Raw genomic sequence first — 13,522 nt, forward strand, 5'->3', positions numbered from 1 at the left:
CGCACGCTGCGGCGCCCGGATCGGATGAGTGGGAAGTAGCCTGCATCTCCATGAGCCGTAATGGCTGGAATGCATGGCTGATGCCCGCGGCATAGCGCTTCTGTCGCTCCTTCTTCTTCAATGTGGAGAGCGGCTTGAAGGGCAATGCGCTTGACAGCCACCAAAGGTAAAACGCTCTGCGAGCGCTTTATCCGGTAGCTTTAATGTATCGGCCAGGCAGCAATGCCTGCACGGAATGAGCTGGCGCTCTAAGCGCTTGCATACGTCAAACGGCGCCAATTTCCTCTCTTGAAATCAAGGCCGAGACTGTACCGCGATTCCCTTATGTGAAACTTAAGCACTGGACATTGCGAATTTGTACAGGCTTCAGGGCCGCGCAATGTTGCAGGCTCATCAAAGCAGAAAAAACGCTGCTGCAATCACCGTAGGCACAAGGGCCCCGGCAAGCAGGCCCCCGATTCCGATGCTGCCGTCCTTGAAACCATCGCGGAGCAGAGCGACTCCTGCAGGATTGGGAGCATTCGCGATCACGGTAAGACCGCCTCCTGCAACCGCACCTGCAACAAGCATGTATTTCGACTCGTCGGAAATGCCTTGAATCAACGATCCCAGATAAGTCAGGGCGGCATTGTCCGTGATGGCGGTCAATCCGAGAGCGCTGAAGAACAATGCCGTGGGCTCGAGGCTGGATACGATGGGCTGGAGCCACCATTGCTGCATGCCGCCGAGAACGACCAGGCCGGCGAGGAAAAAGCCGACGAGCAAGCCTTCCTTGAGAATCAAGGGGTTCTGATAATTCGAATAGGCCTGGGTATAGCCAAGGAAAAACAAGAACACCCCGAGGAACACCACCGGATGGTGCGCAAATACCACGACCGCGCCGAGAAAAAGCAGATGGATCAGCATCACGACCAGGGGAACGCGTTGCCGCAGAGTGCCGTTCGCCTCAGCGACGGGGCTCTTCAGGTGCTTGCGCAGAAGCCAGGCGATGCCTGTCGCATTGATGACGACTGCTGCAGCGGACTTCCAGCCGAATGTCGACGCCATGAAGGCCGTATCCCACTGCCATGTGGCGGCCACCATCAATACCGGCGGCGCGGCAAAGGAAGTCAGTGTGCCTCCGATGGAAACGTTGACGAACAGGACACCGAGCGCGCAATACTTGAGCCGTTCCGGCATGCCGGGGTGGAATACCATCGGCGCCAGCATCAATGCAGCCAGGGTCATTGCTGCCGGTTCGGTAATCAATGAACCGATCAAGGGCACCAGGGCGAAGCAAAGCCATACCTGAGCCAAGAGGGTGTTCATCGGCGCCAGTCTGGCTGCCGAATCGATGAGCGACCTGACTGCCTCCAGCACAGGTCTCGACGCTGCCACGACCATGATGACGAAGACGAACAGGGGTTCGGTGTAATGCCGGGATTCCAGATACTCGATGGCGCGGTCGCCTCCCGACACGAACGCCATGATCGAAATGAAAATGAACGCCCATAATCCGAACACCACTTCGATTTCACCCAGTAAATGAAACAGGCCTGCGTGCCTGGTACTCCTGTCGGCAATGCGTTCGAAGGATTTCGCGGCGAACGTGTGGACGAGAGCAAGGCCGAAAAGAAGGGCTGCAATGAGATTGATGTCTGTCATCGGTTGGTCTTTGTTTTTTTCGCAAGTCGTTTCCATGGATTGAAACGCGGCGAATGGTTGATCGTTGCCCGGAAAGGCTGGTGTCTTGAGCGGGATCGCGTCGCCGTCTGCGCCGTGCTTCGGAGGGGCACGGCCCAAGCGAGACGGGGAATGAGAATGCCGCCGGAAAGCGGGACGGCCTATAGCTGCGGCCTGAGCGATTGCATGGAGTGCGGGTGCGTTCATTTGGACGTCACAGATCCGCGAGGCGGCCCGACCGTCGCATTGACCTGCCACACACGGAAGTGTGAGCACCCGAACGCAAGTATACCTTGTCAACGCGAGTCAGGCAGGATTGCTCGATTCGAACCTGCCCGGGAAATTTCCAGCGGATGGCTTTTCGGCAGATCGGACAAAGCCGTCCTTGATCGCGCACCGGTGTCGGATCGTCGTGAATGCAGCGCCGCCGGGTGTCTGCCCGCATCGAACACATGGCGGGGGCTTTGCCGCGCCGCCTTCGTTCGCGATGAAGATAAAGCCTTTGTTTTCAAGCCCTTGGCCGGCTCATGGCAGTGCCGTCGCCATGCTGGCACACCCCGTGCTGAATACCTCCCGAGCCCAATCACACGCTCGTCAAATTGTTGGCTGCATCCGGCATTCACATGCGGCACTCGCCATCACAAACCTTTTATCAATCTTGTTTTCAGGAGAACAAACATGCGTATCCAGACAATCATCGCCACTCTCGCCGTACTCGGCAGCACAGGCTCCGCTTGGGCACAGCAGAGCACCTATCCCTATGTGGATTTCTCGGGATTCCAGTCGACCAAAACCCGTGCCGAAGTCATGGCCGAACTCGACGCAAGCAAGGCAAGCGGCGAGTATGTGGTTTCGAACCATGAATATCCGGCGCCCGACCGCAATTTCAAATCAGTCAAATCCCGCAGCGAAGTGCTCGCCGAACTGGAGCAGGCGAAAGCCGATGGAACCTATGCGCGAAACGACTTCGATACGGAATACCCTGTCATGCGGCATGCCGGCGTTGCCGACGCGCTGGCGAGCAGCGGGAGATAAGCATCGTTGCGCAGCCACTGCCGGGCGCCGCTCGTCGAAGGGCGCCCGAAACACCTCGCACCAATCCCAAGCCATGCCATGGCTTGGGATTGGCATAACAGATTAAAGATGCTGCTTGCCGATGCAGGACTCGACGAGGATGCTGCGCAATGCTAATCCTTCAGCATCCTGACGATATCGGCCACCTGATACGGCTTTGCGACGACCTTGACTCCGGGAAGATCAATTCTGGTATCGCTGTAGCCGGTAGCCAGAATGACCCTGGTCGAACTCCACTTCTCGAGAATGACTTTGGCAAGACCAACGCCGTTGGTTTTCCCCGGCATCATGACATCCGAAAGAACGCTGTGCACTTCCATGCCGGACTCAAGAATCGCCAGTGCTTCTTCCGCATTCGATGCGGCGATCACCTCAAGTCCTGCACCCTTCAGGGCAGGCACCATCGTTTCCTTCACCAGCGTGTCGTCTTCGACAAAGAGGAGAGTGCCGGTTGCCGTAGCGCTGCGTTCCTGCTCTTGCGATGCGCCATCGATGCCGCCCGCTTGAGCGGACGATCTGGGCAGATAAAATTCTACTGTCGTGCCTTCGCCTTCAACGCTGTGAAGAACAAGCGCGCCATGGGACTGGCGCGCGAACCCGTACACTTGCGCCAGCCCGAGGCCGGTACCCTTGCCGACCGGCTTCGTTGTATAGAAGGGTTCGAAAGCCTTGGCCATCACTTCCGCAGACATGCCCGTGCCGGTATCGCTGATCCGAATACGGACATATTCACCCGGCGGCAGGCCCCCGGGAGGCTGCGCCATGTGCTCGTTGCCGGTTTCGACTGTCAGCACTCCGCCGTTCGGCATGGCATCCCGTGCATTGATCACCACGTTCAGGAATGCCAGTTCGAACTGAAGCGTATCCACCGTCACCGGCCATGAGACGTCCGAAAGCCTGACCTTGAATTCGATATTGCTGGGCAGGACGCCTTTTACCAGGTCCTTGAACTCTTCGATCTGCCGGTTCAGAACGACTGTCGTCAACTTCGCTTCCTGGGCCCGGCCGAACGCGCTGAGCTGACCGGTTAACGCCGTGGCGCGTTCGACCGCCATGCTGCACTTTTCCATCAGCGGCACCACATGTTCCGGCTTGGGTACCAGCTTCGCCAATTGCACTGCGCTGGAGATGGTCTGCAGAACGTTATTGAATTCGTGCGCGATGCCGCCGGTGAGCCGACCCAGCGCTTCCAGCTTCTGGCTATGCTGCAGGGCGCGTTCCGCGCGTTCGGCCTTGATCACCGCTTCCGCCACCTGCTGTTCCAGCTTGGCGGTCGCTTGCCGGATTTGTGTGCTGGCCTCCGCCATCTGCCGCGCGACCGTATCAATTTCGCGGATGCCGAAGGGCGTATAGCTTAAATCCTCGTTCCTGCCCATTCTCTCGGCTGCCGAGCCCAGGTCTTCGATCGGCTTGATGGTTCTTCGCGCCAGCCAGCTCGCGGCAAGCAACGCCACCGCTAGCAGCACGATCGAAGACGTCCCGAGAAAGGAGGCGGCCTGCACCGCGGTTCGGCGCACATCGGATTCCGGAATGCTGATGAACACGCTCCAGTCCGCAAGCGGCACCCGGCTGTAATAGGCCTTGACCGGTATCTCATCCAGCGTAACGCTGTGGTAGACCCCATTGCGAGATGATTGCAGGATCTTCTGCGACCGCTCGCTGACGGCCTTCCCGACGAAGCGCTCGGGATCGTGCGAACGCGCAAGCACGACTCCCTTTCTGTCGACGATGGTGGTGATCCAGGTTGCCGGAAAACGCTGCTGCTGAAGAATGGTCTGCAGCTCCGACACATTGACTCCCATTTCCAGGAAGGCGTTGGAATGAGGGTTATGCTTGACGGGTACCTGGATTGCAAAGTCGAGCCGCTTGGCGACCTTTCCGAGAAACAGGTCCGAAACGACGGTGTCGTTCGGACCGTAGACGTTCCGCAGCTCCGCAAGGCTGGACGCCGCTTTTGACGGAAGTGCTTCGCCATAAGGACGCCGCGTGTTCAACAGCTGCTGGCCCGATGCGTGCCTGAGGACGATGGTCGATTCCGGCGTGGGCGCCATTGCCTTCGCAAATTCATAGAATGACTTGATATTACCGCTCTCAAGCACGGTCGAGTTGGCGAGCGTGCGAAGGGTCGCCTCCCTGATGCGCAGGTCGTTGTCGACGATCATTGCAAAGCTGCGGGCGGCTTCGAGCAGGCTTTTTTCCTGGGCCTGCTGTTCGTCGCTATACACATACCAAATGCTCCACCCCGACGCCAGGAACGCCGGAACAAGCACGGAAAGCAGCAGCAGGAGCAGTTGGCTTCGAAAGCGCATTAGACTTACTTGATTAAATTTTTTGCAATTGTACTTGTCCTGCCCGTCTGCAGCAGAATAAGTCCAGGCATGCCCGCGCTTTCATCGGGATATCATCTACGTAACGTTCATCGATGATGGTCACATGGCCGCATGAGTGGATTTCGGCTGCTCAGCTTCCCGGCCGCAAAGGTTTGGAGCAATCAATCGGTCAAGCCGGCCTGCGCGGCTCGAGCGCCATCTTGACCGCCAGTGCAGCCAGCACCGAACCCATGAGGTAGCGCTGAACGACCAGCCACTGAGGACGTTTGGCGAACCATGCCGCAAGCGTGGCGGCCGATAGCGCAATGGTCAGGTTGACCGAAACGCTGGCGGCGATGTGCGTGAAGCCCAGCTGGATGCTCTGGACGAAGACGGAGCCGTGTTCCGGCGCGACGAACTGCGGAAAGATCGATAGATAGAAAAAAGCGATCTTCGGATTCAGCAGGTTGGTGATGAAGCCCATCAGGAACAGGCGATGCGGCGGATCGACGGGAAGCAGGCGTGCCTCGAACGGCGAGCGCGCCCCGGGTCTGGCGGATTGCCATGCCAGGTACAGCAGGTAGGCTGCTCCCGCCCACTTGAGCACTTCATAGGCGAAGGGTATGGCCAAAAACAGAGCCGTCAGGCCGGCCGCTGCTGCGAACATGTGGACGAGGAAGCCGGCGACCACGCCGAACAGCGAAATGATCCCGGCCTGCTTGCCCTGGGAGATGGAGCGCGAGATCAGATAGACCATGTTCGGCCCCGGCGTCAGCGCCATCAGCATGGCCGCACCCGTGAACAGCAGCCAGTCGTTTACCGGGACCATAACCAACTCCTCCAATGTTGAGCAGCAAGCAAATGGGCATGATAACAAGGTTTTAAAAACGTCGGATTTCAACGGGCCATGGGGAGTGGAAGAAGGTATCCCTATTATCGAATTGACAGGGGCGGGCAGCCACGAAAGGAAATAACAGAGACTCTTATCGGCTTTGATGTCATCGGCTTTGATGCATGGAGGCCGGGCTCCGGAAACTGCCTATTCCCCAGGAAGCTTTGCGATCACCTTGATCTCGAACTGGAAACCATAGAGCCAGGTTACGCCGACAGCGGTTAGCGTGGGGTGGGGCGCATTGCCCCAATACTCCGGCACTACCTTCCAGATCCTTTCAAACGTGGATTCCGGATCGACCATGAACACGGTGACGTCGACCACGTCATCAAAGGTACAGCCTGCGGCGGCCAGGATCGCGTTCAGGTTGGCGAATGCGATTCGAACCTGCGCTTCCAGATCGGGTTCGGGTGAACCGTCCTCGCGGCTGCCGACCTGGCCGGACACATACAGGAAGCCGTTGGACCGGATGGCCGGCGAATAACGGTTGCGTTCATACAGCGCCTGGCGTCCGGGCGGAAAAACCACATCGCGAGTTGCTTTCGTCATTGATTTTCTCCTTTAAAAGTTTGAAAGGGCGATACAGCTGCCGTTAACTCCAGGGAGACTTTAGTCCCCGTTGCACTGCTGATAAACGGGCAACTCCGGCCATCACTATTTGTATAATCCAAACAATCCGAACAGCACACAGAGTGAAGATGGATCGTTTCGATGCAATGCAAGCCTTTGCCCGGGTGGTGGAAGCCGGCAGCTTCACCAAGGCGGCGCTGACGCTTCATATGAGCAGGACCACCGTGACGCAACTGGTGCAGCAGCTGGAGGCGCGGCTGCGCGTGAAGCTGCTCAACCGCACTACCCGCAAGATCAGCCTGACCGCCGACGGCGCCGCCTATTACGAGCGGGTCGTAAGATTGCTGGCCGAACTGCACGATGCAGAAACCAGTCTGCCCAATGCGTCGGGAGTACCCATGGGGCGGCTGCGTGTGGATGTACCCAGCCCGCTGGCCCGCATGATTCTGGTACCGGCATTGCCCGCTTTTCATGCGAAGTTTCCGGACATTCAGCTCGACATGGGAGTCAGCGACCGTCCCGTGGATCTGCTCGGCGAAAATGTGGACTGCGTCGTTCGCGGCGGCGAACTGACGGATCAGTCGTTGATGGCGCGTCGCGTCGGCGAACTTCAGCTCCGGGTGTTCGCGGCGCCGAGCTATCTGGAACGCGCCGGCACGCCTTCGCACCCGCGCGACCTCGAGCATACGCACCACCGCATCGTGGGTTTTCTATGGTCGCGCATCGGCAGGCCCTTGCAGTTCGCCATGCGCCGCGACGACGAAAGGGTGACTGTGCAGGGCCGTTACGTGCTGGCGGTCGACGACGGCAACGCCTATCTCGAGGCCGGCCTGGCGGGCCTGGGAGTGCTCTGGCTGCCGGATTACATGTCCAAAGCCCACGTGGAGCGCGGCGAGTTGTTGCCCTTGTTTGAAGACTGGCACCTCGATCCGATGCCGCTTTACGTGGCGTATCCGCCGAACCGCCACGTCAGCATCAAGCTGCGCGTGTTTATCGACTGGATCGTCGAACTGATGGCGCACCATGCGCCTGTTCCAGGCAAACGTCGCTGACGCCTGCGTCATGCAACGGCTTGGGCCGCCCAGCCGAGCTTGATTGACAATGCGCGCGCGGTTTCCACCAGGCGGGAATTGACGCGGTCGGCCGGCAGGGACAAGCCGGACTCGGGCCGCAGGATGGTGATCGCCGCACAGATATCTCCGCTCTGGTCGAACACCGGCGCCGCCGATGCGGCATAGCCTCCGCTTAGTGCGGCGTCGGTATGGGCATAGCCATCCGTCTTGACCTTGGCGGCGATATCGCTCACGACCGCACCGCGTATGCGCTCGTCAACGGTGCCGGCAAGGCCGATGCTGGAGGCACGTTCCTGCTCCACCAGGGAGCGAGTCAGATCGTCGTCGATATAGGAAAGAAAGACCCGGCCGGTGGCTGTGCCCAGCAGGGGCAGCACATGGCCGACGCGAATGCCGAGAGGCCCGTATTCATCGCCGTCGATCTTGAAGACGATGGTTGGCCCACGGTTGCCCCATACCGACAGATACACCGAGTTGCGCGTGTCGTTCCTCAGGCCGGTCAGAAGATCCTTGGCGATTTCGATCAGGCTGGACTGGCGCAGCGACGCCGCCCCCAGCTGGATGGCAAAGGCGCCCAGGCTGTAATGGCCGGTCGCCGCATCCTGTTCCACCATGCCTTCGTGCACAAAGCTCATCAGGTAGAGATACGCATTGCTTGCAGGCATTCCGACGCGGGCGGCGATGTCCTTCAAAGGAAGCTTGCGCTGCTCCTGTTCCAGCACGCGCAGGATGCGGAATCCCACTTCAATTGTCTTGATCCGGCGAGGTTCGCGTTTTTCGGCTGGCGTTTTCATGTCGGTCGGCAAATAGTGATCCCGCATTGACGGGGATTTTTGGCTCCTCTATACTGATTATACAATATCACATTAAATTATACATAGTATAAATTTGTAGGTCGTTGATCGCATTCGAGCAAGCATCGATCAAGCACACTGACTGCCGGCAGGGTCAGTCCCGGAATCGCCGTGCTTGCCGGGCAAGACCGGTCAGCCGAAGGCAGGTAAAAGGAGACGCAATGAGGAAACTGTTCAAGCTGTGCGCAGCTTTAATTCCGGTGGCTGTCCTGCATGCAGCGCCGGCCCGGGCGGCATATCCGGAAAGGCCCGTAAAGATCATCGTGCCGTTTGCGCCGGGCGGCATCGCCGACGGCACTGCGCGCCTGATTGCCGCGGAGCTCTCCGCGCGCTTCGGTCAGCCGGTGCTGGTTGAAAACCGTCCGGGCGGGGCGGCAATCATCGGAACGCAGGCAGTCGCAAAAGCGCCTGCCGACGGTTACACGCTGCTGATGGGCAGCACCAATGTGTCGACCAACGGCGCGCTCTACAAGAAGCTGCCCTATGACGCCGAGAAGGACCTGACTCCCGTTGCTCTCGCATTGACGCTTCCGGGGGCCATCATTACGCATCCCTCGCTGCCGGTGAAAAATTTCGGCGAGCTGATTGCCTATGCGCGGCGCAACCCGGAGAAAATCAGTTATGCGTCGGTCGGGCTGGGCAGCTTCTCGCATCTGGCCGTCGAAGGATTGACGCAGAGAGCCGCCGTCAAGATGGTGCATGTTCCTTACAAGGGATATGCGCCCGCCATCACCTCCGTACTTTCGGGCGAAACCGAGCTTCTCGCCAGCGACCTGCAAGGGGCCTTGCCTTATCTGCAGGCCGGAAAACTGAATGTGCTTGCCGTCACCGGCACCAGGCGCGTATCGGTGCTCCCCGACGTGCCGACGGTACAGGAGGCCGGCATCAAGGATTACCAGGCAGTGGCATGGCTGGGCGTTCTCGCCCCGGCCGGCACGCCCGCACCCATCGTGTCGCTGCTGAATGCGGAAATCAACAAGGCGATGCAAAAGCCGAACGTCGTCCATCGCTACACCGAGCAGGGCATTGATCTCTTTACCGGTGATCCGAACGCATTCAAGAAATTTCTCGACGAGAACAGGGCGGCTTGGGAAAGAATCATCAAGGCAGGGAATATTTCGCTCGAATGAATCCGCCGCACAGGCGCAAGGAACGGCACATCGCTTGGCGGAACGATACGGAAAGCGACACCGCTTTGCCGGACATGAATACACGGAGAAGATGCATGGAGACAAGCAGGGCGCGCCGCAGGCAGCGCATCGTAATCGTGGGCGCCGGCATCGGCGGATTGACCGCCGCCGCAGCACTGTGCCGGATGGAGGGCTTCGAGGTCGCCGTCTACGAACGCGCTGCGCAGCTTGGAGAAGTCGGCGCCGGATTGCAGATGGCGCCGAATGCAGTGAAAGTGATCCGGGCGCTGGGACTCGAGGACCGCTTCAGGCGGATTGCATCGGAACCCGAGGTGCGCCTGTCGCTGAAATGGGATGACGGTACGGTGCGCGCACGCGAGCCGTTCAGAGGACGCATGCAAGAGGTGTACGGCGCGAGCTACCACACGGCGCACAGGGCCGATCTGCACAGGCTCCTGCTGTCGCTGGTGCCGGACGATGCAATCCATACCGGCGCCGAATGCGTGAGCGTTGCCAATACCGCAAGCGGCGCCGTGCTCAGGCTTGCCAATGGCGAGGAAGTGGAAGGCGATGCCGTCATCGGCGCGGATGGCATCCATTCGGCGGTGCGCACGCAAGTCTTCGGCAGGAGTGAAGCCCGCTTTACCAACCAGATCTGCTGGCGCCTCATTCTGCCGATGGAAGAGTTGCGCAAGGCGGCCGGCAAGCTGCCGGTGCCGCTCGATGGAAGCGAATATACCGGCTGGCTCGGACCGACAGGGCATGTGCTGTTCTATCCGCTGCGCGGTGGCGAGCTGCTCAATATCTTCGCGGGAAGAGTGTCGCAGCAATGGGCCGATGAAGCCTGGGCCGTACCGAGTGCCATTGATGAAATGCTCGATGCCTATTCAGGCTGGCATCCGGGCATGCTCGAGGTCATGTCGCGCGCGGCCGAAACCTATAAATGGGGCATCTACGACCGCGACCCGCTGGCGCATTGGGTGTCGGGACACATAGCCCTGCTGGGCGATGCCGCCCATCCGATGATGCCCACATTGGCGCAGGGCGCGGCCATCTCGATGGAAGACGGCTATGCGCTGGCGCGCCATCTCGATGCGGGCCGCTCCGATATCGCGGCTGCGCTGTCGGCATATGAGACGCAGCGCCAGCCGCGGGCGAGCCGCGTGCAGCTGCAGGCGCGGCAGCAGTTCCTCAACAACCAGATGGTGCCGCCGCCTCCGCCTCTGCCGGTGGACTGGATCTACGGCTACGACGCCGTTACCGCGCCTGTCGAACTTGCCTGAATCGTTTGCGGGAAGCAGAAATGCCATGAACCGGTGAATGCGCGAAAGCGCGTTCACCGGTTCATGGCATGAAGATGATGGCAAGCGCGCAGATGCGCCGCCGTATCCATGTCGCTATTCCTGCGGCTCCTGCCGGCTTGTCTTCGGATCCCATCGCTTGACGCCGCCCGAATCGAATCCGAACAAATCGAGTACCCGGCCCACGGTGTGATCGACCATCTCTTCAAGCGAAGCCGGCCTTGCATAGAAGGCCGGCACCGGCGGATAGACGATGGCTCCCGCTTCCGTGACCGTTGCCATGCTGCGGATATGCCCGAGATGCAAAGGCGTTTCCCTCACCATCAGCACGAGGCGCCTGCGTTCCTTCAGATTCACATCGGCCGCGCGCGACAGCAGGCTGCTGGTGACGCCGGTGGCGATTTCGGAGAGCGTCTTGATCGAGCAGGGCGCCACCACCATGCCGGACACCTTGAACGAGCCGCTGGAGATGGCCGCGCCGATGTCGTTGTTCGAATAATTGACATCGGCCAGCGCCTTCACCTCGGCCAGGCTCATGTCGGACTCGTGGGTGAGCGTGATCTGCGCGGAACGGCTCATGATCAGGTGCGACTCGATATCGAGTTCGCGAAGCACCTGCAGCATGCGTATGCCGTAGATGATGCCGGAAGCGCCGCTGATTCCTACAACCATGCGCGGGCGGGTTGGCGCATCAGCACTCATTCGAAGTCTCCAATCCAGTCGGTTTTGTCGTCTCGCGCCGGGAACGATGGCGCTGATTGCGGGGCCAGCCCTCTGTTATCGGGCTGCAAGTTGCCACGCATATTACCAGAGGGTTTGCGCGATTTGGAGTGCCGCCGCAGGGCTTTTTGATTGTTCACTTATTTGAATGACTCGATCAAATATTGTTGCTTCTTTTCCGTTTGGGTCTCGATTAGATTTACATCTTTCACGACTTGCGCGCCGCATTTCCCGACGTTGCATGCGCGTGCATTTGTGTCAATCGGCGAGTCAATCAACAACATGGAGATGCAATTGAGTTCAGTACCTGTCTTGTCCGGCGTAGCCAAGGAAAAGGGAGACGCAGCGGCGGTCGACCTCGAGCAATTCGATCTGCGCCGTTTCCTGGACGCACTCGGCAGCGAGGAATTCTCCAGCATCGACGGTCCGGTGGACTTGGCAGCCGTCGCCTCCATGCTTGAAGGCAATCCACAAGCCGTGCTGTTTCGCCAACCGGCCGGCGAGAGCATTCCCCTGGCAGGAAACGTCGCGGCAAGCCGCAGCCGCCTCGCCAAGGCATTCAATACGACTCCCGAGAATCTGCTGGGAGAAGTGCTGAAGCGCCTGCGCAAGAAGGGCGAAGTGGTCGAGGTTCCGCGCAGCGCGGCGCCCGTGCAGCAGGTCGTGCTGACAGGCGACGAATGCGACTTCACGAAGCTGCCGGTGCATCTTCAGCATGGACTCGACGGCGCGCCCTACATTTCCGCATCGATCGATTTCGTTGTCGATCCCAATACCGGCTGGACCAATGTCGGCGTGCGCCGCCTGATGCTGCGCGGCCGCCGCACGGCAGGCGTCGACCTGGTAGCCCCGTCAGACCTGCGCGCCATCTATATCGAGCATGCCAGCCGCGGCGAGAGACTGCCCATCGCTTTCGCGGTCGGCACGCATCCCATCGATCACGTGGCAGCGACGATGCGCATTCCTACCGATGAACTCGCGCTGATCGCTTCGCTGCGCGACGCACCGCTGGGCGTGGTCAAGTGCGTCACCAACGATCTGATGGTGCCGGCCGACGCGCAATTCATCCTCGAAGGCTACCTGGATGAACACGGGCATGTCGAACCCGAAGGACCGTACGGTGAATTCCTGGGTTATTACGGCGGCGTCAAGAAGAACCCGGTGTTCCATCTGACCGCCATTACCCATCGCCGCAATCCGATCTTCCAGACAGCCACCATCAGCGGCCGCACCATGGCCAGGACCGATACCTCGCAGCTCTGTGCGCTGCGCACCGAAGCGACCGTCTGGCGCGCGCTGGAGGTTGCAGTACGTGAAGTGAAGGCGGTGTATGCCAATGCCGCGACAGGCGGCATGTTCAACGTCCGCATTGCGATGCAGCAGCGTGTTCCCGGCGAAGCGCGCAATGCCATTGCGGCGGTCTTTTCCTGTCTGGCCAATGTGAAGCATGTCTTCGTGGTCGATCCTGATATCGACATCTTCTCTGACGAGCAGATGGAATGGGCATTGGCGACACGCTTCCAGGCCGACCGCGACCTGGTATTGCAGGACCGCATGCGCGCCATGCCGCTCGATCCTTCGCTTGGCGGTTCGCACCATACGGCCAAGGCCGGTTTCGACCTGACCCTGCCTTTCCTTCGCCCCGGCATGACTCGCTCCATCGAGCATCGCGTTCCCGCACCGCCTGCGTTCGAGGGCCGCCGTTTCGATTCGCTTGAAGCGGCGCTCGAAGACGGCCCGAAGAGTTTCGAACAGCTGATGACGTCGACCGGCACGCGAGACGGCAGGGAGATCGTGCGCTGGCTGGAAGACACCGGTGCAACGCGCACGATTGCGCGTGACGAGGAAGGCCGCTATTTCTTCGGCTGAGCGTACGGCAGCGAGAAGAGAAGACTGCGGAATGCAAACGTAAATGCAAATACAGATGCAATATCTTT

General features: G+C 59.8%; 11 protein-coding genes. 5 read left to right on the forward strand and 6 right to left on the reverse strand.

Annotated elements, in window-relative coordinates; translation table 11 throughout:
• Nucleotides 1-393: 393 nt before the first annotated feature.
• Complete coding sequence (locus IGW03_RS11295) at nucleotides 394-1,644, reverse strand: putative Na+/H+ antiporter (RefSeq protein WP_194722661.1); 1,251 nt, start codon at nucleotides 1,642-1,644, stop codon at nucleotides 394-396.
• A gap of 696 nt (nucleotides 1,645-2,340) precedes the next feature.
• Between IGW03_RS11295 and IGW03_RS11300 the strand changes: the two genes are divergently transcribed.
• A complete protein-coding gene (locus IGW03_RS11300; protein WP_194722662.1) occupies nucleotides 2,341-2,697 on the forward strand; it encodes a DUF4148 domain-containing protein in 357 nt (118 codons plus the stop codon).
• A gap of 152 nt (nucleotides 2,698-2,849) precedes the next feature.
• On the opposite strand, the gene IGW03_RS38885 is transcribed toward IGW03_RS11300, so the two are convergent.
• From IGW03_RS38885 to IGW03_RS11315, 3 genes are all read right to left on the reverse strand, one after another.
• Nucleotides 2,850-4,961 carry a hybrid sensor histidine kinase/response regulator gene (locus IGW03_RS38885; protein WP_194722663.1) on the reverse strand — a complete coding sequence of 704 codons (2,112 nt, stop codon included), beginning with the start codon at nucleotides 4,959-4,961 and terminating at the stop codon, nucleotides 2,850-2,852.
• Between the two features lie 274 nt (nucleotides 4,962-5,235).
• Entirely contained in the window at nucleotides 5,236-5,874 is a 639-nt protein-coding gene (locus tag IGW03_RS11310; RefSeq protein ID WP_194722664.1) for a LysE family translocator, read from the reverse strand.
• Nucleotides 5,875-6,084: 210 nt separating this feature from the next.
• Nucleotides 6,085-6,486 (reverse strand): RidA family protein, encoded by a 402-nt coding sequence (locus IGW03_RS11315; protein WP_194722665.1) that lies wholly within the window; start codon nucleotides 6,484-6,486, stop codon nucleotides 6,085-6,087.
• A gap of 149 nt (nucleotides 6,487-6,635) precedes the next feature.
• Here IGW03_RS11315 and IGW03_RS11320 point away from each other — a divergent pair, with 149 nt between their 5' ends.
• Nucleotides 6,636-7,559 (forward strand): LysR family transcriptional regulator, encoded by a 924-nt coding sequence (locus tag IGW03_RS11320; RefSeq protein ID WP_194722666.1) that lies wholly within the window; start codon nucleotides 6,636-6,638, stop codon nucleotides 7,557-7,559.
• Nucleotides 7,560-7,567: 8 nt separating this feature from the next.
• Here IGW03_RS11320 and IGW03_RS11325 read toward each other — a convergent pair whose 3' ends face one another.
• A complete protein-coding gene (locus tag IGW03_RS11325; protein WP_194722667.1) occupies nucleotides 7,568-8,374 on the reverse strand; it encodes an IclR family transcriptional regulator in 807 nt (268 codons plus the stop codon).
• 221 nt (nucleotides 8,375-8,595) lie between these two features.
• Here IGW03_RS11325 and IGW03_RS11330 point away from each other — a divergent pair, with 221 nt between their 5' ends.
• Both IGW03_RS11330 and IGW03_RS11335 read left to right on the forward strand, forming a co-directional pair.
• The gene (locus IGW03_RS11330; protein ID WP_194722668.1) at nucleotides 8,596-9,564 is read left to right on the forward strand and encodes a Bug family tripartite tricarboxylate transporter substrate binding protein; all 969 of its coding nucleotides are present in this window, start codon (nucleotides 8,596-8,598) and stop codon (nucleotides 9,562-9,564) included.
• A gap of 95 nt (nucleotides 9,565-9,659) precedes the next feature.
• Nucleotides 9,660-10,847 carry an FAD-dependent monooxygenase gene (locus IGW03_RS11335; protein WP_194722669.1) on the forward strand — a complete coding sequence of 396 codons (1,188 nt, stop codon included), beginning with the start codon at nucleotides 9,660-9,662 and terminating at the stop codon, nucleotides 10,845-10,847.
• A 114-nt stretch (nucleotides 10,848-10,961) separates the two neighbouring features.
• Here IGW03_RS11335 and IGW03_RS11340 read toward each other — a convergent pair whose 3' ends face one another.
• A complete protein-coding gene (locus tag IGW03_RS11340) occupies nucleotides 10,962-11,567 on the reverse strand; it encodes a UbiX family flavin prenyltransferase (protein WP_194722670.1) in 606 nt (201 codons plus the stop codon).
• A gap of 312 nt (nucleotides 11,568-11,879) precedes the next feature.
• Here IGW03_RS11340 and IGW03_RS11345 point away from each other — a divergent pair, with 312 nt between their 5' ends.
• Nucleotides 11,880-13,454, forward strand: coding sequence for a UbiD family decarboxylase (locus IGW03_RS11345; RefSeq protein ID WP_228535358.1), 1,575 nt, complete (start codon nucleotides 11,880-11,882; stop codon nucleotides 13,452-13,454).
• Nucleotides 13,455-13,522 lie beyond the last annotated feature (68 nt).

The organism is Noviherbaspirillum malthae (assembly GCF_015352985.1).
Lineage (GTDB): Bacteria > Pseudomonadota > Gammaproteobacteria > Burkholderiales > Burkholderiaceae_D > Noviherbaspirillum > Noviherbaspirillum malthae.

Coding starts and splice junctions, on each gene's coding strand:
- IGW03_RS11330 (WP_194722668.1), top strand. CDS start 8,596: ATGAGGAAACTGTTCAAGCTGTGCGCAGCTTTAATTCCGGTGGCTGTC.
- IGW03_RS11325 (WP_194722667.1), bottom strand. CDS start 8,374: ATGAAAACGCCAGCCGAAAAACGCGAACCTCGCCGGATCAAGACAATT.
- IGW03_RS11320 (WP_194722666.1), top strand. CDS start 6,636: ATGGATCGTTTCGATGCAATGCAAGCCTTTGCCCGGGTGGTGGAAGCC.
- IGW03_RS11310 (WP_194722664.1), bottom strand. CDS start 5,874: ATGGTCCCGGTAAACGACTGGCTGCTGTTCACGGGTGCGGCCATGCTG.
- IGW03_RS11340 (WP_194722670.1), bottom strand. CDS start 11,567: ATGAGTGCTGATGCGCCAACCCGCCCGCGCATGGTTGTAGGAATCAGC.
- IGW03_RS11315 (WP_194722665.1), bottom strand. CDS start 6,486: ATGACGAAAGCAACTCGCGATGTGGTTTTTCCGCCCGGACGCCAGGCG.
- IGW03_RS11335 (WP_194722669.1), top strand. CDS start 9,660: ATGGAGACAAGCAGGGCGCGCCGCAGGCAGCGCATCGTAATCGTGGGC.
- IGW03_RS11300 (WP_194722662.1), top strand. CDS start 2,341: ATGCGTATCCAGACAATCATCGCCACTCTCGCCGTACTCGGCAGCACA.
- IGW03_RS11295 (WP_194722661.1), bottom strand. CDS start 1,644: ATGACAGACATCAATCTCATTGCAGCCCTTCTTTTCGGCCTTGCTCTC.